The 22,099-nt window shown below is 75.2% G+C and carries 20 protein-coding genes; 7 read left to right on the top strand and 13 right to left on the bottom strand.

What is annotated here, in order from left to right; genetic code table 11:
* Positions 1 to 12: 12 nt before the first annotated feature.
* Positions 13 to 885 (top strand): ketose-bisphosphate aldolase, encoded by an 873-nt coding sequence (locus tag ACH5A8_RS15260; RefSeq protein ID WP_399001947.1) that lies wholly within the window; start codon positions 13 to 15, stop codon positions 883 to 885.
* A 143-nt stretch (positions 886 to 1,028) separates the two neighbouring features.
* On the opposite strand, the gene ACH5A8_RS15255 is transcribed toward ACH5A8_RS15260, so the two are convergent.
* Positions 1,029 to 2,162, bottom strand: a complete 1,134-nt coding sequence (locus ACH5A8_RS15255; RefSeq protein ID WP_399002401.1) for a methyltransferase — start codon at positions 2,160 to 2,162, stop codon at positions 1,029 to 1,031.
* A gap of 76 nt (positions 2,163 to 2,238) precedes the next feature.
* Between ACH5A8_RS15255 and ACH5A8_RS15250 the strand changes: the two genes are divergently transcribed.
* Both ACH5A8_RS15250 and ACH5A8_RS15245 read left to right on the top strand, forming a co-directional pair.
* Complete coding sequence (locus ACH5A8_RS15250; RefSeq protein WP_399001945.1) at positions 2,239 to 2,931, top strand: alpha-ketoglutarate-dependent dioxygenase AlkB family protein; 693 nt, start codon at positions 2,239 to 2,241, stop codon at positions 2,929 to 2,931.
* A gap of 52 nt (positions 2,932 to 2,983) precedes the next feature.
* Entirely contained in the window at positions 2,984 to 4,222 is a 1,239-nt protein-coding gene (locus tag ACH5A8_RS15245; protein WP_399001943.1) for an ROK family protein, read from the top strand.
* Positions 4,223 to 4,283: 61 nt separating this feature from the next.
* Here ACH5A8_RS15245 and ACH5A8_RS15240 read toward each other — a convergent pair whose 3' ends face one another.
* The 5 genes from ACH5A8_RS15240 to ACH5A8_RS15220 all read right to left on the bottom strand — a co-directional run bounded on the left by ACH5A8_RS15240 (position 4,284) and on the right by ACH5A8_RS15220 (position 8,127).
* Positions 4,284 to 5,300: a zinc-dependent alcohol dehydrogenase family protein gene (locus ACH5A8_RS15240; RefSeq protein ID WP_399001941.1), complete on the bottom strand. Its 1,017-nt coding sequence runs from the start codon at positions 5,298 to 5,300 to the stop codon at positions 4,284 to 4,286.
* A 195-nt stretch (positions 5,301 to 5,495) separates the two neighbouring features.
* Positions 5,496 to 6,404 (bottom strand): phosphotriesterase, encoded by a 909-nt coding sequence (locus tag ACH5A8_RS15235; RefSeq protein WP_399001939.1) that lies wholly within the window; start codon positions 6,402 to 6,404, stop codon positions 5,496 to 5,498.
* The gene (locus ACH5A8_RS15230; protein ID WP_399001937.1) at positions 6,401 to 6,985 is read right to left on the bottom strand and encodes a DUF4865 family protein; all 585 of its coding nucleotides are present in this window, start codon (positions 6,983 to 6,985) and stop codon (positions 6,401 to 6,403) included. The genes ACH5A8_RS15235 and ACH5A8_RS15230 overlap by 4 nt, the downstream gene beginning before the upstream one ends.
* Positions 6,986 to 7,007: 22 nt before the next feature.
* Positions 7,008 to 7,400, bottom strand: a complete 393-nt coding sequence (locus ACH5A8_RS15225; protein ID WP_399001935.1) for a cupin domain-containing protein — start codon at positions 7,398 to 7,400, stop codon at positions 7,008 to 7,010.
* An 88-nt stretch (positions 7,401 to 7,488) separates the two neighbouring features.
* On the bottom strand, positions 7,489 to 8,127 hold the full coding sequence (locus ACH5A8_RS15220; RefSeq protein WP_399001933.1) for a TetR/AcrR family transcriptional regulator: 639 nt from the start codon (positions 8,125 to 8,127) through the stop codon (positions 7,489 to 7,491).
* Between the two features lie 170 nt (positions 8,128 to 8,297).
* Between ACH5A8_RS15220 and ACH5A8_RS15215 the strand changes: the two genes are divergently transcribed.
* A complete protein-coding gene (locus ACH5A8_RS15215; protein ID WP_399001931.1) occupies positions 8,298 to 8,612 on the top strand; it encodes an SHOCT domain-containing protein in 315 nt (104 codons plus the stop codon).
* A 531-nt stretch (positions 8,613 to 9,143) separates the two neighbouring features.
* Here the strand turns inward: ACH5A8_RS15215 and ACH5A8_RS15210 are convergent.
* Both ACH5A8_RS15210 and ACH5A8_RS15205 read right to left on the bottom strand, forming a co-directional pair.
* Complete coding sequence (locus ACH5A8_RS15210; protein ID WP_399001929.1) at positions 9,144 to 9,698, bottom strand: ATP-binding protein; 555 nt, start codon at positions 9,696 to 9,698, stop codon at positions 9,144 to 9,146.
* 195 nt (positions 9,699 to 9,893) lie between these two features.
* A complete protein-coding gene (locus ACH5A8_RS15205) occupies positions 9,894 to 10,217 on the bottom strand; it encodes a hypothetical protein (protein WP_399001927.1) in 324 nt (107 codons plus the stop codon).
* A 368-nt stretch (positions 10,218 to 10,585) separates the two neighbouring features.
* On the opposite strand from ACH5A8_RS15205, the gene ACH5A8_RS15200 reads away from it, so the two are divergent.
* Entirely contained in the window at positions 10,586 to 11,710 is a 1,125-nt protein-coding gene (locus ACH5A8_RS15200) for a PLP-dependent cysteine synthase family protein (protein WP_399001925.1), read from the top strand.
* A gap of 162 nt (positions 11,711 to 11,872) precedes the next feature.
* Here ACH5A8_RS15200 and ACH5A8_RS15195 read toward each other — a convergent pair whose 3' ends face one another.
* A complete protein-coding gene (locus ACH5A8_RS15195) occupies positions 11,873 to 12,709 on the bottom strand; it encodes a DeoR/GlpR family DNA-binding transcription regulator (protein ID WP_399001923.1) in 837 nt (278 codons plus the stop codon).
* A gap of 389 nt (positions 12,710 to 13,098) precedes the next feature.
* On the opposite strand from ACH5A8_RS15195, the gene ACH5A8_RS15190 reads away from it, so the two are divergent.
* Positions 13,099 to 15,705: a hypothetical protein gene (locus tag ACH5A8_RS15190; protein WP_399001921.1), complete on the top strand. Its 2,607-nt coding sequence runs from the start codon at positions 13,099 to 13,101 to the stop codon at positions 15,703 to 15,705.
* Here the strand turns inward: ACH5A8_RS15190 and ACH5A8_RS15185 are convergent.
* The 4 genes from ACH5A8_RS15185 to ACH5A8_RS15170 form a co-directional block, all read right to left on the bottom strand.
* A complete protein-coding gene (locus ACH5A8_RS15185; RefSeq protein ID WP_399001919.1) occupies positions 15,675 to 18,125 on the bottom strand; it encodes a right-handed parallel beta-helix repeat-containing protein in 2,451 nt (816 codons plus the stop codon). The genes ACH5A8_RS15190 and ACH5A8_RS15185 overlap by 31 nt on opposite strands.
* A 151-nt stretch (positions 18,126 to 18,276) precedes the next feature.
* Positions 18,277 to 18,882 (bottom strand): hypothetical protein, encoded by a 606-nt coding sequence (locus tag ACH5A8_RS15180; protein ID WP_399001917.1) that lies wholly within the window; start codon positions 18,880 to 18,882, stop codon positions 18,277 to 18,279.
* Between the two features lie 161 nt (positions 18,883 to 19,043).
* Positions 19,044 to 19,868: an MOSC domain-containing protein gene (locus ACH5A8_RS15175; RefSeq protein WP_399001915.1), complete on the bottom strand. Its 825-nt coding sequence runs from the start codon at positions 19,866 to 19,868 to the stop codon at positions 19,044 to 19,046.
* 41 nt (positions 19,869 to 19,909) lie between these two features.
* Positions 19,910 to 20,341: a DUF6643 family protein gene (locus ACH5A8_RS15170; RefSeq protein WP_399001914.1), complete on the bottom strand. Its 432-nt coding sequence runs from the start codon at positions 20,339 to 20,341 to the stop codon at positions 19,910 to 19,912.
* Positions 20,342 to 20,640: 299 nt separating this feature from the next.
* On the opposite strand from ACH5A8_RS15170, the gene ACH5A8_RS15165 reads away from it, so the two are divergent.
* Positions 20,641 to 22,080 (top strand): TerD family protein, encoded by a 1,440-nt coding sequence (locus ACH5A8_RS15165; RefSeq protein WP_399002400.1) that lies wholly within the window; start codon positions 20,641 to 20,643, stop codon positions 22,078 to 22,080.
* The last annotated feature ends 19 nt before the right edge of the window (positions 22,081 to 22,099 follow it).

Below are 22,099 nucleotides of genomic sequence, written 5' to 3'. Positions count from 1 at the left end.
AAAGGACAGGCCGTGCCGCTCGCAGCCACCGGAGAGCTGGTCGGCAGCGCCGCCGCCGCGCGCTCCGCCGTCGTCGCCTTCAACATCATCACGCTGGAACACGTCGAGGCCGTCGTCGCCGGCGCCGAGACGGCCGGCACGCCCGTCATCCTCCAGATCAGCGAGAACGCGGTCAGATACCGCTACGGACGGCTGCTGCCGCTGGCCCGGGCGGCCGTGGCCGCCGCCCGGTGCGCCACCGTGCCCGTCGCCCTGCACCTCGACCACGTGCAGAGCGACGACCTGCTGCGCCAGGCGCCCGAGGCGGGCTTCAGCTCCGTGATGTACGACGCCTCCCGGCTGCCGTACGCGGAGAACCTCGCCGCCACCAGGGCCGCCGCCGAATGGGCGCATGCGCAGGGCCTGTGGATCGAGGCGGAGCTCGGCGAGGTCGGCGGCAAGGACGGCCGGCCGCCGCTGGACGCCCACGCCCCCGGCGCCCGCACCGACCCCGGGGAGGCGCACGCGTTCGTCACCGGCTCCGGAGTGGACGCCCTGGCCGTGGCCGTCGGCAACGCGCACGCCATGACCGAGCGCACCGCCGCCCTCGACCACGACCTCCTCAAACGCCTCGCCGGCGCGCTGGAGGTCCCCCTCGTCCTGCACGGCTCCTCCGGACTCGCCGACGGCGAGCTGACCGCGGCCGTCACCGGCGGCATCGCGAAGGTCAACGTCGGCACCGCCCTGAACATCGCCATGACCCGGGCCATCCGCGACTTCCTCGCGGGCAACCCCGAGGCGGTCGACTCCCGCAAGTACCTCGGCGTGGGCCGCGAGGCGATGGTGAAGGAGGTGACGCGGCTCCTCGGGGTGATCGGCACACCCCGCACCGTGCCCGTCGGCTGACGGCACACCCCCGCCAGGCCTCGGCCGGCCTGGGCACGCCCCGTACGGCGTGGGCCGACCGACGGCGCCCCGAAACGCGTCCGCCCGCCGCTCCTCGCCCGGCGTCCGTCCGCCGCCCCCGCGCGGTCCGGCGGACGCCCTCCCTACCGCTTGACGGCCCGCAGCAGCACGAACTTCGGGTCACTCGCCACCAGTTGGCTGTTGCCGAACAGCCGGCGCAGCTTCACGTGGTAGCCCAGGTGCCGGTTGCCGATCACCCACAGGGCGCCGCCGGGGCGCAGCGCGCGCCGCGCGCCGCTGAACATGCGCCACGCCGTCGCGTCCGTCGTCGCCTGGTGGGAGTGGAACGGCGGGTTGTTGAGCACCAGGTCCACGCTGCCGGCCGGCACCCCGGACAGCCCGTCGCCGACCCGGAACTCGGCGTGCCCGGGCACCTCGTTCGCCTTGTACGTCGCCTCCGCCGACGCCACCGCCTGGAACGACTCGTCGGTGAACAGCACCTCGGCCTCCGGGTGCGCCAGCCCCATCGCCGTGCCCACCACACCGTTGCCGCAGCCCAGGTCCACCACGCGCCGCGCGTCCCCGGCGTCCGGCAGGTGCCGGAGGAGGAAACGGGTTCCGATGTCCAGCCGGTCGGCGCAGAACACCCCCGCGTGGTTGACGACGGTCCGGCCGGAGACCGGGCCGACGCCGCCGGGCAGGGTGTAGCGGTACGGCCACGGGTTCTCGGGCCGCCTCAGCGACGGATCCGGGGCGCACAGGATCAGCCGGGCCTTGCGCTCGGCGAGCGAGGTCCGCGTCGGACCGAGGATCCGCTCGAACAGCGCCAGGGTGGAGGTGTGGATCTCCTTCACCATGCCCGTGCCCACGACGACGGTGCCCGCGTGCACGGCGGGCGCCAGCCGCAGCAGCTGGTCCTCCAGCAGCGCGAGGCTCTTGGGCACCCGCACCAGCAGCACGTCGACGCGCTCGGGCGGCGGGTCCTGCGTGGTGAGCAGGCGCACGGTGCCGGGCTCGGCGCCGGCGCGGGCGAGGTTGAGGCGCGTCGCCTCCTGCCCGAGGAAGGAGTCGGTGATCTGCGTCGGCCGGTGCGCCGCCAGCGCCGTGGCCAGCGCGCCCCAGCGGTCCCCGACGACCACGACCGTCCCGGACAGGTCGGTCGCCTGTTCGGCGAGGTGCCGCAGGAGGTATTCGTCGGAGGCGTCCCAGGCGCGCAGCCGGTCACGCGGGTCCACGGGGAACCGGGACAGCTCGAGCTCGCCCCAGGGAGTCGTCATACGGTCGTTCATCGTCCGTCCAGGCTAGCGGAGCCGCAGCTCACGGTGGTCGGGGCCGCTGCGGCAGGATGGATCCATGGACGCCGAGCTGTTCCCCCGCGGCCGGAGCGAGATCGCGCCCGGCGCGGTGCACGTCCCGGACTGGCTGGACCCGGCGCTCCAGCGCGAGCTGCTGGACGCCTGCCGGCGATGGGCCCGGCCGCCGGCCGGCCTGCGCACGGTGCGCACTCCCGGCGGCGGCACCATGACCGCCCGGCAGGTCTGCCTGGGCTGGCACTGGTACCCGTACGCCTACGCCCGCACCGTCGCCGACGGGGACGGCGCGCCGGTCAAGCCCTTCCCCGCCTGGCTGGGCGAGCTGGGACGGCGCGCGGTGGCGGACGCGCTCGGGCCTCGGGCGGCCGGGGACGCGGACTACGACATCGCCCTGATCAACTTCTACGACGCCGACGCCCGCATGGGCATGCACCGCGACGGCGACGAGAAGTCCGGCGCGCCGGTGGTGTCGCTGAGCCTCGGCGACACCTGCGTGTTCCGCTTCGGCAACACCCGCGCCCGTACCCGGCCGTGGACGGACGTGGAGCTGCGCAGCGGCGACCTCTTCGTGTTCGGCGGCCCCTCCCGGCTCGCGTACCACGGCGTGCCGCGCGTCCACCCGGGCACGGGCCCCGGCGAGTTGGGGCTCGCCGGACGGCTGAACGTCACCCTCCGGGTGAGCGGCCTGCGGGACCCCGCCCCCTACCCCGGCCGAAGCGGACAGCGGGTCTGAGCCGGGCAGGATGCCGGGCGGCCGGGCCCGCGATCATGGGAGACTCGCCCTCATGAGCGGCAAGGCTGACCCCCGGACGGCGGGGGAGGGGACCACCTCGAGGACGCGGCTGGACCGGGGACGCGGTGCGCTCGGGCCCGCGCTGGAGCTGGTGCACACCGGGCGCGCGCCGACCCGGGCCGTGCTCACCGCGGAGCTGGGGGTGACCCGGGCGACCGCCGGCGCGGTCGCCGCCGAACTGGAGGCGCTCGGCCTGATCCGGGTGGACGCCCGGCCGGGCGCGGCCGCCGGTTCGCAGGGACGGCCCTCGCACCGGCTCTCGCTCGCCGAGGACGGGCCCGTGGCCCTCGCCGCGCAGGTGCACGCCGACGGGTTCCGCGCGGCCCTGGTCGGCCTCGGCGGCCGGATCGTGGCCACCGCGCCCGGCTGCGAGACCGTGGAGGCCGACCCGGCGAAGGTGCTCGGCTCCGTCGTCGAGGCGGGCGCCGAGCTGCTGCGCGCGACCGGCCGGCGCTGCGTCGGCGCCGGGCTCGCCGTGCCGTCCGCGGTCGCCGAACCGGACGGCCTGGCCCTGAACCCGCTCCACCTCGCCTGGCCCGTGGGAGCGCCGGTGCGGCGGATCTTCGCCGAGTGCGTGCGCGCGGCGGGCATCACCGGACCGGCGTTCGCGGCCAACGACGTGAACCTGGCGGCGCTCGCCGAGCACCGGCACGGCGCCGGGCGCGGCGCCCGCGACCTGTTGTGCGTGGCCACCGGGCACCGCGGCGTGGGCGGAGCGCTGGTGCTGGACGGGCGGCTGCACACGGGCAGTTCGGGCCTGGCGCTGGAGGTCGGGCACCTCACCGTCCGCCCCGAGGGACGCCCCTGCCACTGCGGCGGCCGCGGCTGCCTGGACGTGGAGACCGACCCGCTGGCCCTGCTCACCGCCGCGGGCCGCGAGCCGGGCCCCGAGGTGTCGCTGCTCAAGCAGGCCGACGACCTGATCGGCGGCCGGCACGACGACCCGGCCGTTCGCGGGGCCGTGGAGATACTCGTCGACCGCCTCGGACTCGGCCTGGCCGGCCTGGTCAACCTCCTCAACCCGGACCGGATCATCCTCGGCGGACTGCACCGCACCCTGCTGGAGGCCGCCCCGGACCGGCTGCGGGCGGTCGTCGCCGACCGCAGCCTGTGGGGGCAGAGCGGCGGAGTGCCCATCCTGCCCTGCACCCTCGACCACAACAGTCTGGTCGGCGCGGCGGAACTGGCCTGGCAGCCGGTCCTGGACGATCCGCTGGCGGCCCTGGCCTGAGCCGGCCGGCGGCCCTGCCCTGGACCGGGCCCGCCCCGCGCCCTCCGGCGCCCGGGGAGGGTCAGGGCCGCAACAGTGCCTTGATCGCGCGGCGCTCGTCCATGGCCCGGTAGCCCTCGGCGACCTCCTCCAGCGGCAGCGTCAGGTCGAAGACCCGGCCCGGGTCGATCCGGCCGTCCAGGACCCGCTGGATGAGATCGGGCAGATAGGCGCGGACGGGCGCGGGACCGCCGCGCAGGCCGACGTGGGAGAGGAACAGCTCCTGCCCGTCGATCCGCACACCGTGCGGAAGGCCGACGAAACCGACGTTGCCGCCCGGGCGGGTCGACCGCAGCGCCTGGCTCATGGACTCGGCGGTGCCGACGCACTCCAGGACCGAGTCGGCGCCGACGCCGTCGGTCAGGTCCCGCACGCGGGCGACGCCCTCCTCGCCGCGTTCGGCCACGATGTCGGTGGCGCCGAACTCCTCGGCCAGCTTCTGGCGGGTCTCGTGCCGGCTCATCGCGACGACGCGCTCGGCGCCCAGCTCCCTGGCGGCGATGACACCGCACAGGCCGACCGCGCCGTCGCCGACGACGACGGCGGTGGCGCCCGGCCGCACCTCGGCCGCCAGGGCCGCGTACCAGCCGGTGCCCATCACGTCCGACAGGGTCAGCAGGCTCGGGAGCAGCTCGTCCGCCGCGCCGTCGGGAACCGCCACGAGGGTGCCCTCGGCCTGCGGGACGCGGATGCGCTCGGCCTGACAGGTGCTCATGAACTCCCGGTTCACGCAGGCGGACTGGTAACCCGCCCGGCAGTTCGGACAGGTGTTGTCCGAGGTGGCGAACGAGCCGATCACCAGCTGCCCCGGCCGGACCGAGGTGACGTCGTCGCCGGTCTCCTCGACGACGCCGACGTACTCGTGGCCCATGGGACGGGGCTCGTCGACGGGCTCGATCCCGCGGTACGCCCACAGGTCGGAGCCGCACACACAGGTGGCGACGGTGCGGACGACCGCGTCGGTCGGCGCGGTGACCGACGGCTCGGGAACGTTCTCCACCCGGATGTCACCGGGTGCGTGGATGATGGTTGCGCGCATGATCGTGTCTCTGGTGTAGGTCCGGGAGTGTCGCCCGGGAGGCGGGAGAGGGGAGCGGGTCGGGGATCCGGGACCCGCCCCGAGTACCCCGCCCGCGCCGGCCTGAAGTCCCGCCGGCCTCCCTCGCGCTCCGGGAGGCGCGGTCGCGCGCGCGGGCCCCGCACTGTCTCGACCCGACCGGGTCCGGGGCGGCCCTCAGCGCCAGTCGACGGCGAAGGCCCGGCCCGGATTCTCGGTGAGGACGCGCTCCACCAGCTCCTCGCCCAGCTCGGCCGCCAGCCGCGGGCGCAGGCGGCGCGGCAGGTACGGCATGCCGGGGCCGCCGTCGACCGACCGGGCGCCGGCGACCACCGTGTCGCCGCCGAGCAGCAGCCGGTCGCCGAACCCGGCCTCGGCCAGGGCCCGCACGGCGGCGGGCATCCGCCAGTCGGTGGCGTGGTGGGACCGGGACGGGCCGTCGAAGGCCAGGTAGCAGCCGGTGCCGGCCGCCTGGCGCTGCACCACGGGGTCCGGGGAGCGGTTGAGGTGGCCGAGGATCACCCGGTGCGGCGGCATCGCCAGCTCGCCGCACAGCAGGTCCAGCACGTCGAGGGCGGCCGTCCCCATCTCCAGGTGGACGGCGACGGGCGCGCCGGTGGCGTGATGGGCCTCGGCCGCGGCGGCCATCGTCCAGCGCGCGTGCGCGTCGAGACCGTGGAAACCGCCGGCGACCTTGACGAGTCCGGCCCGCACGCCCGAGGAGCCGATCCCCACGGTGAGTTCGGCGACGAACACCTCCGCGAGCCGGCCGCGCAGATCCTTCAGCGTCTCGTCGTCGTAGTGGGCGGCCTGGTGCAGCCCCGTCGCGCACACCACGTGCACACCGGTGGCCCGGGAGAGCGGCGGCAGGTCGGCGGCCCGGCGGCCGAGCCCGTACGGCGTCCACTGCACGACACCCGACCCGCCGGCCGCGCGGAACGCGGCCAGTTCGGCCCGCGCGGCCCGGGCGTCGTCCAGCTCCTGGCCGGGCAGCAGGGGGCTGCGGAAGAAGAGGTGGTCGTGCGCGTCGGTCAGGCCCAGTTCGCCGGGGCGGACGTCGCCGAGGACCGTGCGGACCAGGCTCACCACTGCCGTCCGGCGGGCAGCGTCTCGCGTCCGGGCACGGACACATGGAGGACCTGGAAGACCTCGCCGTCGGCCTGCGGCGCATCATGGGCCCAGAGCGAGAAGCGCACCAGCTCCCAGCGGCTCGTGTCCACCGCGGTCGCCGCGAGCACCGCGCCGTCCCGCTCGGCCAGCCGCCCCGTCTCGCGCACCGCCTCGTCCGCGACCTCGGACAGCACCACCCCCTCCGGGACGGGCAGCCGATGCCGCACGGCGACGGCCGGGACCGAGTCCGCGGCGGGGCCCTCCTCGTACGAGAGCCCCGTCCACTGCCGCGCCACGGGCCGGCCGAAACCGTCCGCCAGCCCCTGGAAGGCGCCTGTCCACAGGAAGGAGTTCATGCCCTCCACGGTGTTCCAGAGGTAGAACGGCGCGTACTGGTTGACCGGCGAGCCGTGCGTTCCGCGCTCGCGCATCAGGTACGCCTTGATGCCGAGGCCGTCCCAGTCGTCGAGCAGATGCCCGATGCGGGCCACACGGTCGCGGATGACGCCCATGTCGTAGTCGGCGGGCAGGGTCAGTTCGTACTGCATCGCGTGCATGGAGAAAGTCCCTCCTCGGGGGTCAGGCCGGGCAGCAGGCTTCGGCGTGCGCGCCCCACTCGACGGTCGTACCGTCCTGGGCGGCCTCGACGACCGCGAGGTGCGTCATGAAGGTGCGGGGCGCGGCGCCGTGCCAGTGCCACTCACCCGGTTCGGTCCAGACCGTGTCGCCGGCCCGGATCCGCTCCACCGCGCCGCCCTCGCGCTGGACCAGCCCCTCGCCGTCGAGGACGTACAGGACCTGCCCGTGGGGGTGGCGGTGCCAGGCGGTGCGGGCGCCGGGCGCGAAGTGGACGTTGAACATCCGCAGCCGGGACGGGGACGGCGGCGCGGCGACCTCGTCGAGCCACACCGCGCCGGTGAAGTTCGCGGCCGGACCCGACTGGGTGTCCGGACGCTGCCTGGTGATGTGCATGTGCGCTGATTCCTCCTGGGTCCGGCGCCGTCGTTGCGGCCGCCGTCGTTCCGGTCGACGTAGTCCCCGACGTCGTCGCGGGCCCTCGTCACCGCGGGTCGACGTCGGGGCCGTGCGGGGTGTGGGTGTGCGGGACGCGCGGGGCCTGCCGGGCATCGCCCGGGGCGAGCAGGGAGAGCAGCCCTCGCACGCCGGCGTCGAAGGCGGCGGGGGACCCGGAGGCGCGCGCCAGCACATAGCCGCCCTGCACGGTGGCGACGATCGCCGCCGCGATCTCCTCGCCGTCGAGGCGGGGCGGGAACTGGCCCCGCTCCTTGCCCTCCTCGACGATCGCCGCCAGCCGCTCGCGGAGCCGGTCGAGCGTCTCGTCCACCGGCGCGCGCAGCCCGGGGTCGGCGATGACGTCCGGGTCCATCGTCAGGCGGCCGACCGGGCAGCCGCGCAGCACGTCGCGCTCGCGCCGCAAGTACGCCTCGATGCGCTCGAAGGGCGTGCCCGGCCCGCCGAGCAGCGTCTCCGCGGTGGCCAGCAGCTCCTCGCAGGTCCGCCGGATGGCCGTCAGCGCCAGGTCGGACTTGCCCTTGAAGTGGTGGTACATGCTGCCCTGGCCGGCGCCCGCGCGCTCCAGGATCGCCTTGGGGCTGGTGCCCACGTAGCCGCGCTCCCACAGCAGCTCGCGGGTGGACTCGATCAGTCGCTCCGAGGTGCTCATGACGGCACTGTACATACTAGTAGTTACAGAAGTCGAGCCCTTGGGGAAGCGGTCGCGCGGGGGTGTCCGTACTCCTCGGGAGGTACGGGAGCCGCCGCCGGCCGTACGACGACCCGGGCCCCGTCCGGGAGGCATCGTCGGTGCAGCACCGGAGAACACGGAAGAACCCGAAGGAGACGAGCGCGATGCAGACCCTGGCGAACTGGGAGGCCGGCGGCCCCGGGCCGTGGATCCTCCTCTTCCCGCTGCTCTGGGCGGCCGCGATCGCCGCGGTGGTCACGCTGGTGCGGCGCACCGCCCGGCGCGGCCGGGGAGGGCTCCGGCCCGGCCTCGCCGCCGGACCGTGGCGGGACCCGGACGGCCGTCCCGCGGGCGACTCGCCGCTCGCCGTCCTCGGCCGGCGCTTCGCTACCGGCGAGATCGACGAGGACGAGTACTGGCGGCGGGCGTCGGTCCTGGAGGAGCAGTTCGGCCGTACCGAGAAGCGCGGCGCCCCCTGACCGGCGCGGCAGCGGACGCCACGGGCTCGCCGGCACGGCTGATCGACCGTCGTGAGAGGCGATCCGTGACGGCGACTCGTGAGGGCGACCGTCATGGCTCGCCCGGGCGGCTGCCCGTGCCGGGCGGCGCGGGCGGGCCGACGGCGCGACGGCGGACCGGCCGACCCGCCGTCCAGGGGGCCCGGCCCGTCCGTGGTCGGACCGCCGGGACCGGTCGGTCCGTGGTCGAAGCACAGGGACCGGTCGCTTCATGGTCGGACCGCCGCGACCGGTCGGTCCGTTGTCGAGCGGCCGCGACCGGTCGACCGTTGCCGAACCGGCGCCGGACCGGGTCCCGGCTGGTTCTCGCACGGTGGCCGAACCCCGCCGACCGGTCGCGGCGCCCGGTCGGGGCGGAGGCAGGCCGGGGCGGAGGTCGGCCGGGCGGAGGCCGGCAAAGATGACGGCGGCGGGTGCCGTCCGGCCCGGCGCGCGGGTCCGCCGTCACCGGCCGGTGCCCGGCGGTGGCGGCGGGTGGCCGGCCCGCCCCGGTCAGCCGGGGACGGCGGACCGGGCGGGGACGGGTGCGGCCCCGGCGCCGTCGAGCGCGGGCCCGGCCTCCGTGAACCGGCGAACGGGCTGCTGCTCCCCGGCCGCCAGCCGCGGTACCCGCGCCGGCATCGTGACGGCGACCTGGTCGGCGCAGGTGGGCAGGGTGAACCAGACCACCTTGCCTCCCTGTTCGCCGTCCGGGCGCGCGCCCCAGCTCTCGCTCATCGCGGCCACCATCGCCAGTCCCCGGCCTTCCGTGGCCAGTGGCGCGATGTCGCCCATCTCCTCCACCACGGGAAGACGCGGATCGTGGTCGCGCACGGAGACGGTGAGCCGGTCGAGCAGCAATTCGAGCTCGACGGTGCACAACTTGTCGGGACGGGCGTGCTGGTGGACGTTGGTCAACAACTCCGTCACACCGAGCGCGGCCCGGTCTATCAGAGGGTCCAGATGCCAGTAGCGCAAGTGCGCCGATACGATTCTGCGGACCTGGCCGATCCGCGACGGCAGGGCTTGGAGCTCCACCGTGCAGTGCCTGCTTGGGTGACTGATCACGGCTGCGACTCCCCGACGTTGAGGTCCGGAAGAACACGACGTTTCGGATGCAGCGGGCGCCTGCGTGACACTGCCGCCTGCTGTCGTGGCCGGCGGGCTGGTTCGCAGCGTTATCGCCGGTAAACCCAGAGTGACGTGAGACCAGCGTGACGCAAGGGGTTCGGCACCGCAACTTCGCGCCACCTTCGCGACGCCTCAGCCGCCGCGCCCCGTCGCCTCGCGGACGGCCTCGATGAACCGGTGCGCCGCCGGCGGCCCCGGCTCCCCGGGCAAGGGGTCGTGGTCGCCGAGGGCCAGCAGGTACCGGGTTCCGTTCAGGTCGGCGCGCACCCGCCCGTCCGGGCCGAGCCAGGGCCTGGACGTGCGCACCGCGCCCACCGGCGCGCTGTCGATCTCGCTGCCGAGGCTGGTGAGCAGTTCGAGCCTGCCGCCGCTGATCCGGACGCGCCCGGCCCGGGTGAGTGAGCGCAGTCGCCTGGCGATCCCCACGCCCGTGGCCGTGAACTCCGCTTCCGCCATCCTGCCCGCCCCCTCGCGCGTGCCGCCGGCCCGTGATCCGGCCCGGTCGCGGGACGGTACGGTCCGGCCGAGATCTCCTTCGCGCCCCCGTCCGGCCTCCCGTCCCGCGCCGCAGTCTGCCCCCCTTCGCCACGCGGCACCAGTGCGCGTGGCGCGTTCACCGCGGACGCCCGGAGCACTCGCGTGAACGCGCCCCCGCCGGTGCGGCCCATGCGCCCGCGACGCGCTCTGGCGGGTCGCGCCCCAGGGCTGTCTTTGAGCCTCTCAAAGTGGTGTTTATGCAGGTGAGAAGCGTGAGCAAGGTGTCTATCATCGGTGGGGTCCGGCCGTGCGACACGCCGTCGGCGCCCAGCGTAAGGAGTCCTGCCGTGATCACCACCGAGCAGCGCCGGAGCGGCGAGACCCTCGACGTCGACCGCAGTGACACCGGCTACCGCGACTGGCTCAAAGAGGCGGTCCGCAAGGTCCAGGCCGACGCCAACCGGTCGGCCGACACCCATCTGCTGCGCTTCCCGCTGCCCGAGGAGTGGGGCATCGACCTGTACCTGAAGGACGAGTCGACCCACCCGACCGGGAGCCTCAAGCACCGGCTGGCGCGCTCGCTGTTCCTGTACGGCCTGTGCAACGGCTGGATCCGGCCGGACCGCCCGGTGATCGAGGCGTCCAGCGGTTCGACGGCCGTCTCGGAGGCGTACTTCGCCAAGCTGATCGGCGTGCCGTTCATCGCGGTGATGCCGCGCACGACCAGCGCCGAGAAGTGCCGTCTGATCGAGTTCCACGGCGGCCGCTGCCACTTCGTGGACGATCCGCGCACCATGTACGAGGCCTCCGCCGGGCTCGCCGTGGAGACCGGCGGCCACTACATGGACCAGTTCACCTACGCCGAGCGGGCCACGGACTGGCGCGGCAACAACAACATCGCCGAGTCAATCTTCCGCCAGCTGGAACTGGAGCGCTTCCCCGAGCCGGCGTGGATCGTCGCCACCGCCGGCACCGGCGGCACCTCCGCGACCCTCGCCCGCTACGTCCACTACATGCAGTACGACACCCGTATCTGCGTCGCCGACCCGGACAACTCCTGCTTCTTCGACGGCTGGACCACCGGCGATCCGGACATCACCTGCGACCGCGGCTCGCGGATCGAGGGCATCGGCCGGCCGCGCATGGAACCGAGCTTCGTGCCCGGCGCGATCGACCGGATGATGAAGGTGCCCGACGCGGCGGCCGTCGCCGCCGTACGCGCGCTGGAGCGGGCCATCGGCCGCAAGGCGGGCGGCTCCACCGGGACCGGTCTGTGGAGCGCGCTGAAGATCGTCGCGGAGATGGTGGCTCAGGGCCGCCGGGGCAGCGTCGTGACCCTGCTGTGCGACCCGGGTGACCGTTACCTCGACAAGTACTACTCCGACGCGTGGCTGGCCGAACAGGGCCTGGACAGCACGCCGTACACGGCGGCGATCGACTCGTTCCTGTCGACAGGCGCGTGGCCGCGCTGAGCGCCCTCGGCGGTGCCGCCGTCCCACCGGGACGTACGGGGGCCGTCGGCTGACCCCTGGGGGCCGGGCAGGCCTTCGCGGGAACGCGGCCGACGCGGGCCGTGACGACCGCCGCGCTTCACGGATCGGACACGGTCGTGAGCGGTGAGCGCTGACGTGCGCTCAGATGTCCTCGGTCCCCGAGGTCTCCGGGCTCTCGCCGGCCACCACCAGCCGCAGATGCTCCGAGATCTCGGCGCGCGCCTCGGGCGGCAGGCCCGCGTCCGTCACCAGCGTGTCGATCCGCTCCAGCGAAGCGAAGGAACTCAGGCCCACCACGCCCCACTTGGTGTGGTCGGCGACCACCACGACCCGCCGTGCGGACTGCACCAGCCGCCGGTTGGTCTCGGCCTCCGCCAGGTTCGGCGTCGACAGTCCCGCCTCGGCCGATATGCCGTGCACGCCGAGGAACAGCACGTCGAAGTGGAGCGCGGCGATCGCCTGGTCCGCCACCGGCCCCACGAGCGAGTCGGACGGGGTGCGCACCCCGCCGGTCAGCACCACCGTCGCCACGCCCTGCCGCTGACCGGAGGTGCGCTGCGCGGTGTGGAAGACGTCCGCCACCCGCACCGAGTTGGTGACCACCGTCAGGTCCGGCACGTCCACCAGATGATGGGCCAGCGCGTACGTCGTCGTACCGCCCGACAGGGCGATCGCCGAACCCGGCGCGACCAACCGGGCCGCCGCCCGTGCGATGTCCTCCTTGGCCGTCGTCTCCAGGCCCGACTTCGCCTCGAAGCCCGGCTCGTGGGTGCTGGCCTCGACCACCGGGACGGCGCCACCGTGCACCTTCTCCAGCATGCCCTGACGGGCCAGCGCGTCCAGGTCGCGACGGATCGTCATGTCCGACACGCCGAGCTTGCGCGTCAGCTCGTTGACCCGTACGCCGCCACGCCGCCGGACCTCGTCCAGGATCAGGGCGCGCCGCTGCTCCGCGAGGAGGTTCTGATTCTCACTCACGTGTGCTCCGGTTCCTTTCGCCTCAAGCCGCTCGACAGGCCCGGCGCGCCCGCCGCGACGAGGAGTCGCCCCCGAGGGCGGCACGCGGGCGTCCCATCCTTTCACGGGGCTCCGTCCGTCGCGCCATCGCCCGCCCCGCGGCGCACACGCGCCCACCGGACCGCCGTCGACACCTCCATCGGACCGCCGTCCGTCACCCCGCCGGACCGTAGTCCGGCGCCCCCCACCGATCCGTCCGGCACCCCCACCGGACCGCCGTCCAGTCCTTCCGCTCACGGCGCGCGTCACCGGATCGGGGGCATTCCGGTGGCGGCGGGTGTGCCGGCCTCCGCCGCCGGCGATCCTGTCCCCGCGAGAACACGGGCGACGGCACGGCACCGGGGGTGCCCATGGCGGGACGCGCACAGCGGCGCCCGGCGGCGGGTCGGCCGGCGGGACACGAGGGGACGGACCGGGCGAAGCCCTGCCCGCGGACACCCGCCCCCACGCGGCCCGCACTGGAACTCCTCGTCCACGGGGTGGGCGGCACCACGCCCGAGGAGATGCTGGACGATCCGCACACGGTACGGATCAGCGGGGACGACACCGCCGCCCTCCACCGGCGCGCCGCCGACGTGGACGCGGAGTCCCGGCCCGAGCGGTCCCGCGACGCGCCGGTGCCCGAGGCCTACGTCTGGTGCAACCTCACCTCCGGCGACGGCAGCCGGGCCCTGTGGCTGTTGCTGCTGCCGTTCATGGTCGTCAACCTCGCCCACTGGATGCGGCCCACCGCCCGCGGCCGGCCCCGCACCGTGCGCCTGTACGGGCTGCTGGTCCGGCTGACGGGTCTGACCCTCACGGTGCTGCTCGTCGCCGCGGCCTGCGAGGTCGCGCTGGACCTCGCGGCCTGGCAGTGCGCGGGCACCCGCGTGTGCGCCGCACGCCACTTTTGGCTGGGCTTCCTGTCGCCCGGCGCGGGCTGGTGGAGCCCGCCCGGCCGTCGGCTCGCGCTAGCCGCCGTGCTGCCCTGCGCGCTCACCGGCCTCCTGTGGTACCTCTCCCACCGCACCTGGAGCGCCTACGAGTCCCAGCCGCCCCCGGACCACGGCGCCGGCCCGGAGCCCGGGGCCGGGTCCGCCGACGGCTCCCTGAGCAGGCCCGGCTTCTGGTACGGGCGCCGCCTGGTGGCCCGGCTGCGCGCCGCGCACACCGCGGCCGGCCTGCTGACCGTGGCCGCGGCGCTCACCGTCCCGGCCGCCCGCTTCGACAGCCGCCCCGGCGGCCCGGCGTCGCTCGACCTCCTCGGCCGGCTCCTGCAAGCCGCGCTGGTCTGCGCCGCCGTCGCCGTCGTGGGCGTGGTCTGCCGCCGGGGCCGCAGCGAGCACCGGCTCGACCAGCGGCTCGACCGCCGCCTGGTGCGCCGGCTGCCGCTCGGAGCACTCGGGCTGCTCCTGTGCGCCGTCCTGTACGCCGGCTGGCCGCGCCCCGCGTGGCACTCCACGGGCAGGCTGGCGGCCGACGCCGCCTTCGGCTCGATCGCCCTGACGCAGGGATTCCTCGTGATCGCCCTGAGCCTCGCCGCCCTCGCCCTGTTCCGCACGCTTCCCGATCCGCGGGCCGCCCTGCGCGGCCTCGGCGGACCGGCGGTCGCCCTGCTGGCCTGCACGCTCGGCGGAGTGATGACCGGCGGGGTCGCCCAGCGGGTGGCCGACCGGCTGGACGGCGACGGTAGGTCGATCCCGGGCCCGCCGGTCCTGCTCACCTGGCAGGCGTCCGTCATCCCGCCCCTGCTCGTCGTGCTGCTCGCGCTCTGCGCCCGGCTCGCCCTGCGCACCCGGCGGCTGGCCCGCGCCCAGGAGCGAGACGTGGAACGGGAGTACCCGCACGAGCCGCCGGACACCGGGCGCACCCACCGGATCGCCCACGTCCGCGCGATGGCGGCCCTCACCGACGACGCCCCGCACGTCGTCGGTGTCACGTGCGTCGTGACGCTGCTGCTGGGCGCCGCCGCCCTCGTCGGCGGCCTCTGCCTCGACGAGACCCCCGCCCGGGCGGCAGCGGGGACGCCGCCCCTCGTCGAGGGCGCGGCCGACACCGCGCAGGCACTGGGCTCCTGGCTGGTCGGCCTCGGTTTCCTGCTGTTCGTCACCTGGGGCCGGCGTGCCTACCGGGACGCCTCGGCCCGGCGCACCATCGGCATCCTCTGGGACGTCGGCACCTTCTGGCCGCGCGCGGCCCACCCCTTCGCGCCACCCTGCTACGCCGAACGCGCGGTGCCGGACCTCACCTGGCGGATGGCGACCTGGACCGCCGCCACCGGCGGCCGGCTCGTCCTGTCGGGCCACTCCCAGGGCAGTGTGCTGGCCGCGGCCGCCGCCTGGCAGCTCCCCCCGCCGGTGCGCCGCCGCGTCGCGCTGCTGACCTACGACTCCCCGCTCGAACGGCTCTACGGCCGCTGGTTCCCGGCCCACTTCGGGCCCGCCGCCCTCGCCGTCCTGCAGCGGGACGTGGGCTGCTGGCGCAACCTGTACCGGCTCACCGACCCCATCGGCGGCCCCGTCCGCATCGCCGTCGGCCGTGGCCCGGAGCCCGTCCCGCCGCCCGGCGCCGACCCCGGCGCCCGATCCGGCTCCGACTCCCCACGTGATCCCGACTCCCCACGTGATCCCGGCGCCCCTCCCGTTCCCGATGCGTCTCGCGATCCCGCCGCCGGCTCCAGTCCCGGCACGGGCCACCGCCCCGACTCCGTCCCGCCGCCCGACGGCGGGCACGACACGGACGTGGACCGCGCCCCGCTCGAGGACCCGCTCGTCGGCGGCCGCAGCGCAGCGCACCCGCTGCCCGCCCCGATCCTCGGCCACGGCGACTACCGGGCCGACCCGGCCTTCGCCGAGGAGCGCCGGCGGCTCCTTTCGCGACTGCGCCCGGACCTGCCCGCGCCGCGCCCCGCGACCGGGAAGCCCGCCGGCCCGGACGGCGCCGGTGCTCAGGGCAGTGCCGGCAGGTCCTCGGGGTAGAGCAGCGTCAGGTCGTCCGTGCTGGGCTCGGCGAACTGGGCCACCCGGCCGGCGTGCCGCTCCACCATCGCCTCGAACGTCTGGCGCGCGGTACGGCCGTTGCCGAACGCGGCACCCCTCGGCAGCGCCGCGAAATACGCCAGCAGCGCCTCCTCGGCGCCCGGCGCCAGCCGGTACTCGTGCTCCTCGGCCTGCTGCCCGACGATCCGCAGCAACTCCTCGGGGCCGTAGTCGCTGAAGGTGATGGTGCGGGAGAAACGGGACGCCACCCCCGGGTTGACGGAGAGGAAGCGCTCCATCTCGGCCGTGTAGCCGGCCACGATCACCACCACCGCGTCGCGGTGGTCCTCCATCAGCTTCACCAGCGTGTCGATGGCCTCCTTGCCGAAGTCGCGCCCGGCGTCCTCGGGGGAGAGCGCGTACGCCTCGTCGACGAACAGCACACCGCCGCGCGCCCGCTCGAAGGCCTCCTGGGTCCGGATCGCGGTGGAGCCGATGTGCTCGCCGACCAGATCGACCCGGGACACCTCCACGAGGTGGCCCTTGTCCAGGACGCCCAGCGAGGCGAGGATCTCGCCGTACAGACGGGCCACGGTCGTCTTGCCGGTGCCCGGCGAGCCGGTGAAGACCAGGTGCCGCTTGACCGACGCGGCCTTCAGCCCGGCCCGCTGCCGGCGCCGGCCCACCTCGATCATGTCGGTGAGGGCCCGCACCTCCCGTTTGACGCTGTCCAGGCCGACCAGCGCGTCGAGTTCGCCGAGCACGTCCTTCGCGCTGCGCTCGGACCGCTCCGGCTCCGGCGCCGGCCCGGGCGCGGATCGAGGGGGTTCCGGCTCGGTGGCGCGCTGCCCGGGGAGCGCGCCCAGCAGACCGGGCGGCGGGGTCACCGTCTGCGCGGCCGTCTCGCGGGCCGCCGGCGTGCGCACGCCGCCGCTCTCGTCGCTGGTGCAGTCCTCGACCACCGGACCCGAACCGGCCGCCGCGTCCGCCCCGCCGTCGGCGAACTCGAACCCGCCGCGCGCGCACCGCTCGGTGCGGCACTTGCGCAGCGTCGTACGGCAGCCGTCGATCACGTGGAAGCCGTAGCCGCCGCTGCCCGTGACCCGGCAGCCCAGGAAGCTGCCGCGGCCCCCGGCGGAGACGTAGAACCCGGCCTCGGCGGGGGAGTCGACGGTGCAGCGCTCGACGGTCGGGTCGGCGCCCTTGGTGACGATCACGCCGGTCTGGGCGCCGTCCACGGTGCAGTTGTTCAGCGTGCCGCCGCTGCCGTGGTCGCGGAACCAGGCGCCGGTGGCCGCCTCCTTGATGCGGCAGTCGTCGAGCTGCGCGGTGGCCCCGTCGCTCACCGACACCGCGGTGTTGCGCACCTGGGACAGGTCGCTGTCGACGACGTCCACGCGTGATCCCCGGTCCAGGACGAACAGCGCGTCCGGCACGTCGTGCACCCGGCAGGAGTCGAGGACCGCGGTCGCCCCGTCGCTGACCCACACGGCGGGATAGTCGCCCGTGCTGTCGGAGATCTCGCACCGGTTGGCGTCCACGCGGGTGCCCGGGTCCCACACCGACAGGCCGTTGCGCCCGAACCGCTGCACGGTGGTGCGCGTCAGCGTCAGCACCGCACGCGACCTGAGGTCCACCGCGTTCTCCGGGATGTCGTGGATGCGGCAGTCGGCGAGGGTGAGGACGGCGTCCGTGTCGAGGGTGACGCCGTCCGCGGTGCTGCGGTGCACCTCGCAGTCGGTGAGGTGCGCGGTGGCCCGCCCGGTGACCTGCATACCGCTGCCCCGCACCTCGTAGACCTCGCAGCCCACCGCCTCCAGGGCCGAGTTGTCGCCGGTCACGGTGATGCCGGCGCCCGAGGTGTGATGCACCCGGCAGCGCTCCAGCCGGGGATGCGCGCCGCCGCGGACGGCCACGCCCGACTGCCCGGCCGCGACGATCTCGCACTCCTCGAACACTCCGCCGCCGCCGTCGAGCACGGCGATGCCGACGCCGGCCGGATTGTCCACGGTGCAGCGCCGCACGGTGGGCCGGGCCCCGCCACGCACCTCGATGCCGGAGGCGGACCGGGTGACGATCCGCACGTCCCTGAGCTCGGGCGCGCCCTCCTCCACCAACAGGGCGGGCGCGGCGGCGTCCTGGCCTTCCACGTGCAGGTCCTGCACCACCGCCGAGGCGCGCACGGTCAGCGGCACCCCGTCGACGGGCGCGATCCGCACGGAGCCGGCGGCGCCCTCCGGGCCGCGCAGCGTCACCGCGCGCTGGACGACGAGGTTCTCGCGGTAGGTGCCCGGGGCGACGGTGAGGACGTCACCGTCCGCCGCGGCCTCCAGGGCGGCGGCGAGCGATGCGTACTCACCCGTGCGGCGCCGCCACCGCGATGTGCCGGTGTGCGTCACCTGGACCGTGCCCTGTGCCATGGCGTTGCTGTGCCCCCACCTCGTACTGATGGCCCGTTCGCCTTCGCGGCGCGCCGCTGTGGTTCGCCCGTGCGCGCGTCGTTTCCCGATGCGCCGGCCGGTCCACCGTAGCGTGAGCGCGGACCGTGGGTTGACCGGAGCCGGAAGGCGGTCAGCTGTCGGCGCCGGCGCGGCCCCAGTCCGGTCCCGCACGCTCCCAGGCCCGGTCCCAGCACGCGTACCGGCGGCGGACCAGACGCCACAGGACCAGTCTGCGTATGCTCTCCACCAGCCCGGCCGTCACCATGGCCGTGCCGAGCCCGGCCAGGGCGGCGTGGGCGGTGGCCGTGCCGGAGTCCAGCGGGCGGGTCACGATCCGGCCCCGCCGGTCGGTCCACAGCGCGAAGCGGTCGCCGGGACGCGGGTCCTTCAGGCCGGTCGTCACCGGGCCGTGCCGCCGTGTGCCGTCCGGGGCGGTCCAGTCGGCGACGACCCGGCTGCGGGCCGCCCGCCGCGAGGAGATCTCGGGGTCCGGCCGCGGCGTCCTCTCGTCGGCCCGCGCCACGACGGTGGCCCGCACCAGGTGCCGGGACTGGCGCTGGTCGCGCACCGACCGCTGCAGCGCGTCCTGGGCGGCCGAGCCGACGAGGGAACCGGCCACCGGGGCGGCGACCAGGACGAGCAACAGGGCCGCCAACGCCACCCAGGACTCGACCAGATCGGTCGTGCGGCGCACGGGATTGTGCCGCCAGCGCCACAGTCCGCCGATGACCCGCACCGTCCGCCACCCCTTCCCGCTCCGCCGTGACCCGTCGCGCGGCCGGCCACGGGCCGGCCGAGGGGAGCGGAAGGACCCCCGTCGTCCGGGGACTTGCGCACACCCCTCGGAAGACCCCAACGACCGGGCACCGGCTCAGGGTTCCCGTGTTCCCCGGAACGTCACTCGAGGACCGTGACCGGGTCGCCGAGCCGGAGCGTGCCGGTCGACTCGGGGACCATGTGCCGCCCGAAGAGCAGTTCGTTGCCGAGGCGGCGGTGGCGGGCGAGGGCGCGCAGGGGTTCGTGACCGCGCAGTGCGGTGTCCTGGTCGACCGTGGTGACCACGCACCGGCCGCACGGTTTGGCGACCCGGAAGGTGACGTCGCCGATCGCGACGCGCCGCCAGTCGTCCTCGGTCCACGCGGGGGCGCCGGACACCACGACGCTCGGCCGGAAGCGGTCCATCGGCAGCGGCCCCTCGTCGGGGCGGTCGCCCTCGGCGATCAGCGAGTTGAGGGAGTCCAGGGAGGACCGCGAGGTGAGCAGCAACGGGGACTCGTCGGCGAAGCTCACGGTCTCGCCCGGCAGTCCGAGGCCGGGGTCGACGGGCCGGCGCGTGGCGGGGTCGTCCATGTGGACCAGGCGCACGCCGGCGCCCACGTACTCGCTGCACCAGGTGTGCGCGGCCTCGTCCGCCGGCACGCCCTCCACCCGGACGCCGAAGACGTCCACCGTCACCGTGGTTTCCGGCCGAGGCACGGCGACCGTGATCGGAGGGCGCCCGGGCGCCGAGAGCCGCAGGCCGCCGCCGGGCACGAGCTCGGCGGCGGCCTGCGCGAGGTGCGGCTGCTGGCGTTGGGTGACGACCTTTCCCCCGTGGTCGATCAGCACCCAGCGCCGGTCCCCGGCCAGCCCCCAGGGCTCCACCACGGCCTGCCGGAGTCCCACGGCTCGGAACGCCTTGACCGGGTGGATGTGTATCGATTGCAGCTCCGCATTCCCCATGACCTCATCCTGCCAGGGGGCAGGGACGGGCGGGGGAGGGGTCAGTAACCGCGGTACTGCTGGTTGTTGTACGGGTCCTGGTACGGCGCCGCGGCGGGCCGGGGCGCCGCGGGGCGCATGGCCTCGTAGCCGGTGCCGTTCGCCATCGGGCGCGGCGGCATCGGCTGCTGCGGACCGGGGTACCCGCGCGGGGCCGAGGCCTGCTGCGGGATGTAGGCCGTGGGCGCCTGTTGCAGCGGAGCGGGCTGCTGCGCCTGCGGGTAGCCGTAGTACTGCTGGGACGGGGCCGCCGGGAGGGCGGGCAGTGCCGAGGGGAGCGCGGGGAGGTGGCTTCCCGTGTCGTACGGCGCGGGGACCCGGATCGGGGCGATCTGCGGTGTGCCCCGCTCGGCGACGAGCGAGTCGTAGATCGGGGTGTCCGGGAAGGAGGCGGAATAGTAGCCGCCACCATAAGTGGGACGGGGGGAGGTCATGGCACATAAGTTAAGCCCACGATGTGCTGGTTGGGGAGACCGATAAGAGGGTTGTTTTCCGTGTCCGCGGTGACGCGGGATCCCCAATGCGAGCGAATTTGGCAAAAAGGGGCGTCGCGGGAGCGCCGCATCTTGTAAAAGGCGAGCTTCTGGGGGGTTACCGGCGGTCGGACGGCGTGTTCCACTGCTCCTGGTCAGGGCCCGGCCCGTACGGGAGCAGACTGGGCGCGACGCGGGCCGCGGGCCGCCGGCGCACCGCCGGTGCGGCCGGGACACAGGTGATGGGGGCGAACATGTCAATGCCGAAGGGGTCCAACACGCCGGTGCCGGTCACGGCCCTGCGAGTCGAGGTGGGCCGGCGGTCCGGACCGGGCGTCCCCGACGTGGACGCCTCCGCGCTGTTGCTGTCGACGGAAGGGAAGGTGCGCTCCGACGCCGACTTCGTCTTCTACAACCAGCCCGCGCACACCTCCGGCTCGGTCCGGCACGAGGGCAAGCGCGACGCCGGCGGCCGGGCGACCGACACACTGGTCGTCGACCTCGCGCGCGTGGAGCCCGCGGTCGACCGGGTCGTCCTCGCCGCGTCGGCGGACGGCGGCACGTTCGGCCGGGTGCCGGACCTGTACATCGAGGTGCGCGAGGCCGCCTCGGACGCGGTGGCCGCACGGTTCGACAGCGCCGGCGCGAGTGTGGAGACCGCCTTCGTACTGGGGGAGTTCTACCGGCGTCAGGGCGCCTGGAAGTTCCGCGCCGTGGGCCAGGGTTACAGCAGCGGGCTGGAGGGCCTGGCCACGGACTACGGCATCACCGTGGACGAGCCGCAGCGCCCGGCGCCGTCACCGGGACCCGGCCCGTCGGCGGGTTCCCCGACGGGGGCGGCACCCGCGCCGGGGGTGGGACCCGCCACGGGGGCGGGGTGGCCGCCGCCCGCGCCCACCGCCACCCCGGCACCGCTGCCGCCCCCGGCCCCCACGGCCGCTCCCGTACCGCTGCCGCCGCCCCCGCCCCCGCCCACGGCGGCCCCCGCGCCCTTCCCGCCGCCGCCCGTCGGGGCGCCCGTGCCACCGCCCCCGCAGGCCGCGCCCCCGCTCACCGCCCCCGTCAGCCTCGCCAAGGTGACGCTCACCAAGGCGGCGCCCTCGGTGTCGCTGGCCAAGCAGGGCGGCACCTCCGGCGCCCTGCGCGTGAACCTCAACTGGCAGGTGCGCAAACAGTTCTCCGGCTGGGCCGGCAAACGCGGACGGGCGTTCGCGACCCACTCGGACCTCGACCTCGACCTGTGCGCCCTCTACGAACTGTCGGACGGCCGCAAGGGCGTCGTACAGGCCCTCGGCAACGCCTTCGGGGCCCTGCACCGGCCCCCGTACATCCACCTCGACGGCGACGACCGCACCGGAGCCGTCGACGGTGGCGAGAACCTGACCGTCAACCTCGACCACGCACGCGACTTCCGGCGCATCCTCGTCTTCGTCACCATCTACGAGGGCGCCCGCTCCTTCGCCGACCTGCACGCCACCGTCACCCTCCAGCCGCAGCACGGCGCACCCGTCGACTTCTCCCTCGACGAGTGCACGGTGCCCTCGACCGTGTGCGCCCTCGCCCTGATCACCGACATCGGGGGCGATCTCGTGGTGCAGCGGGAGGCCCGCTACCTGGTGCCCCAGCGCGGCGTCAGCCCGCAGCGCACCGTCGACCACGCCTACGGCTGGGGCATGAACTGGACCCCGGGCCGCAAGTGAGGGCCCGTGCGCCCGGACC

Source organism: Streptomyces sp. NPDC018610 (assembly GCF_044391765.1).
Taxonomy (GTDB): Bacteria; Actinomycetota; Actinomycetes; order Streptomycetales; family Streptomycetaceae; genus Streptomyces.
Note: the sequence above shows the minus strand (reverse complement) of the source record. Positions and strands in the feature narration are given on the sequence as shown.

Coding starts and splice junctions, on each gene's coding strand:
- ACH5A8_RS15175 (WP_399001915.1), bottom strand. CDS start 19,868: ATGGGGAATGCGGAGCTGCAATCGATACACATCCACCCGGTCAAGGCG.
- ACH5A8_RS15165 (WP_399002400.1), top strand. CDS start 20,641: ATGCCGAAGGGGTCCAACACGCCGGTGCCGGTCACGGCCCTGCGAGTC.
- ACH5A8_RS15225 (WP_399001935.1), bottom strand. CDS start 7,400: ATGCACATCACCAGGCAGCGTCCGGACACCCAGTCGGGTCCGGCCGCG.
- ACH5A8_RS15215 (WP_399001931.1), top strand. CDS start 8,298: ATGCAGACCCTGGCGAACTGGGAGGCCGGCGGCCCCGGGCCGTGGATC.
- ACH5A8_RS15250 (WP_399001945.1), top strand. CDS start 2,239: ATGGACGCCGAGCTGTTCCCCCGCGGCCGGAGCGAGATCGCGCCCGGC.
- ACH5A8_RS15245 (WP_399001943.1), top strand. CDS start 2,984: ATGAGCGGCAAGGCTGACCCCCGGACGGCGGGGGAGGGGACCACCTCG.
- ACH5A8_RS15230 (WP_399001937.1), bottom strand. CDS start 6,985: ATGCACGCGATGCAGTACGAACTGACCCTGCCCGCCGACTACGACATG.
- ACH5A8_RS15185 (WP_399001919.1), bottom strand. CDS start 18,125: ATGGCACAGGGCACGGTCCAGGTGACGCACACCGGCACATCGCGGTGG.
- ACH5A8_RS15170 (WP_399001914.1), bottom strand. CDS start 20,341: ATGACCTCCCCCCGTCCCACTTATGGTGGCGGCTACTATTCCGCCTCC.
- ACH5A8_RS15205 (WP_399001927.1), bottom strand. CDS start 10,217: ATGGCGGAAGCGGAGTTCACGGCCACGGGCGTGGGGATCGCCAGGCGA.
- ACH5A8_RS15255 (WP_399002401.1), bottom strand. CDS start 2,162: ATGACGACTCCCTGGGGCGAGCTCGAGCTGTCCCGGTTCCCCGTGGAC.
- ACH5A8_RS15220 (WP_399001933.1), bottom strand. CDS start 8,127: ATGTACAGTGCCGTCATGAGCACCTCGGAGCGACTGATCGAGTCCACC.
- ACH5A8_RS15190 (WP_399001921.1), top strand. CDS start 13,099: ATGGCGGGACGCGCACAGCGGCGCCCGGCGGCGGGTCGGCCGGCGGGA.
- ACH5A8_RS15240 (WP_399001941.1), bottom strand. CDS start 5,300: ATGCGCGCAACCATCATCCACGCACCCGGTGACATCCGGGTGGAGAAC.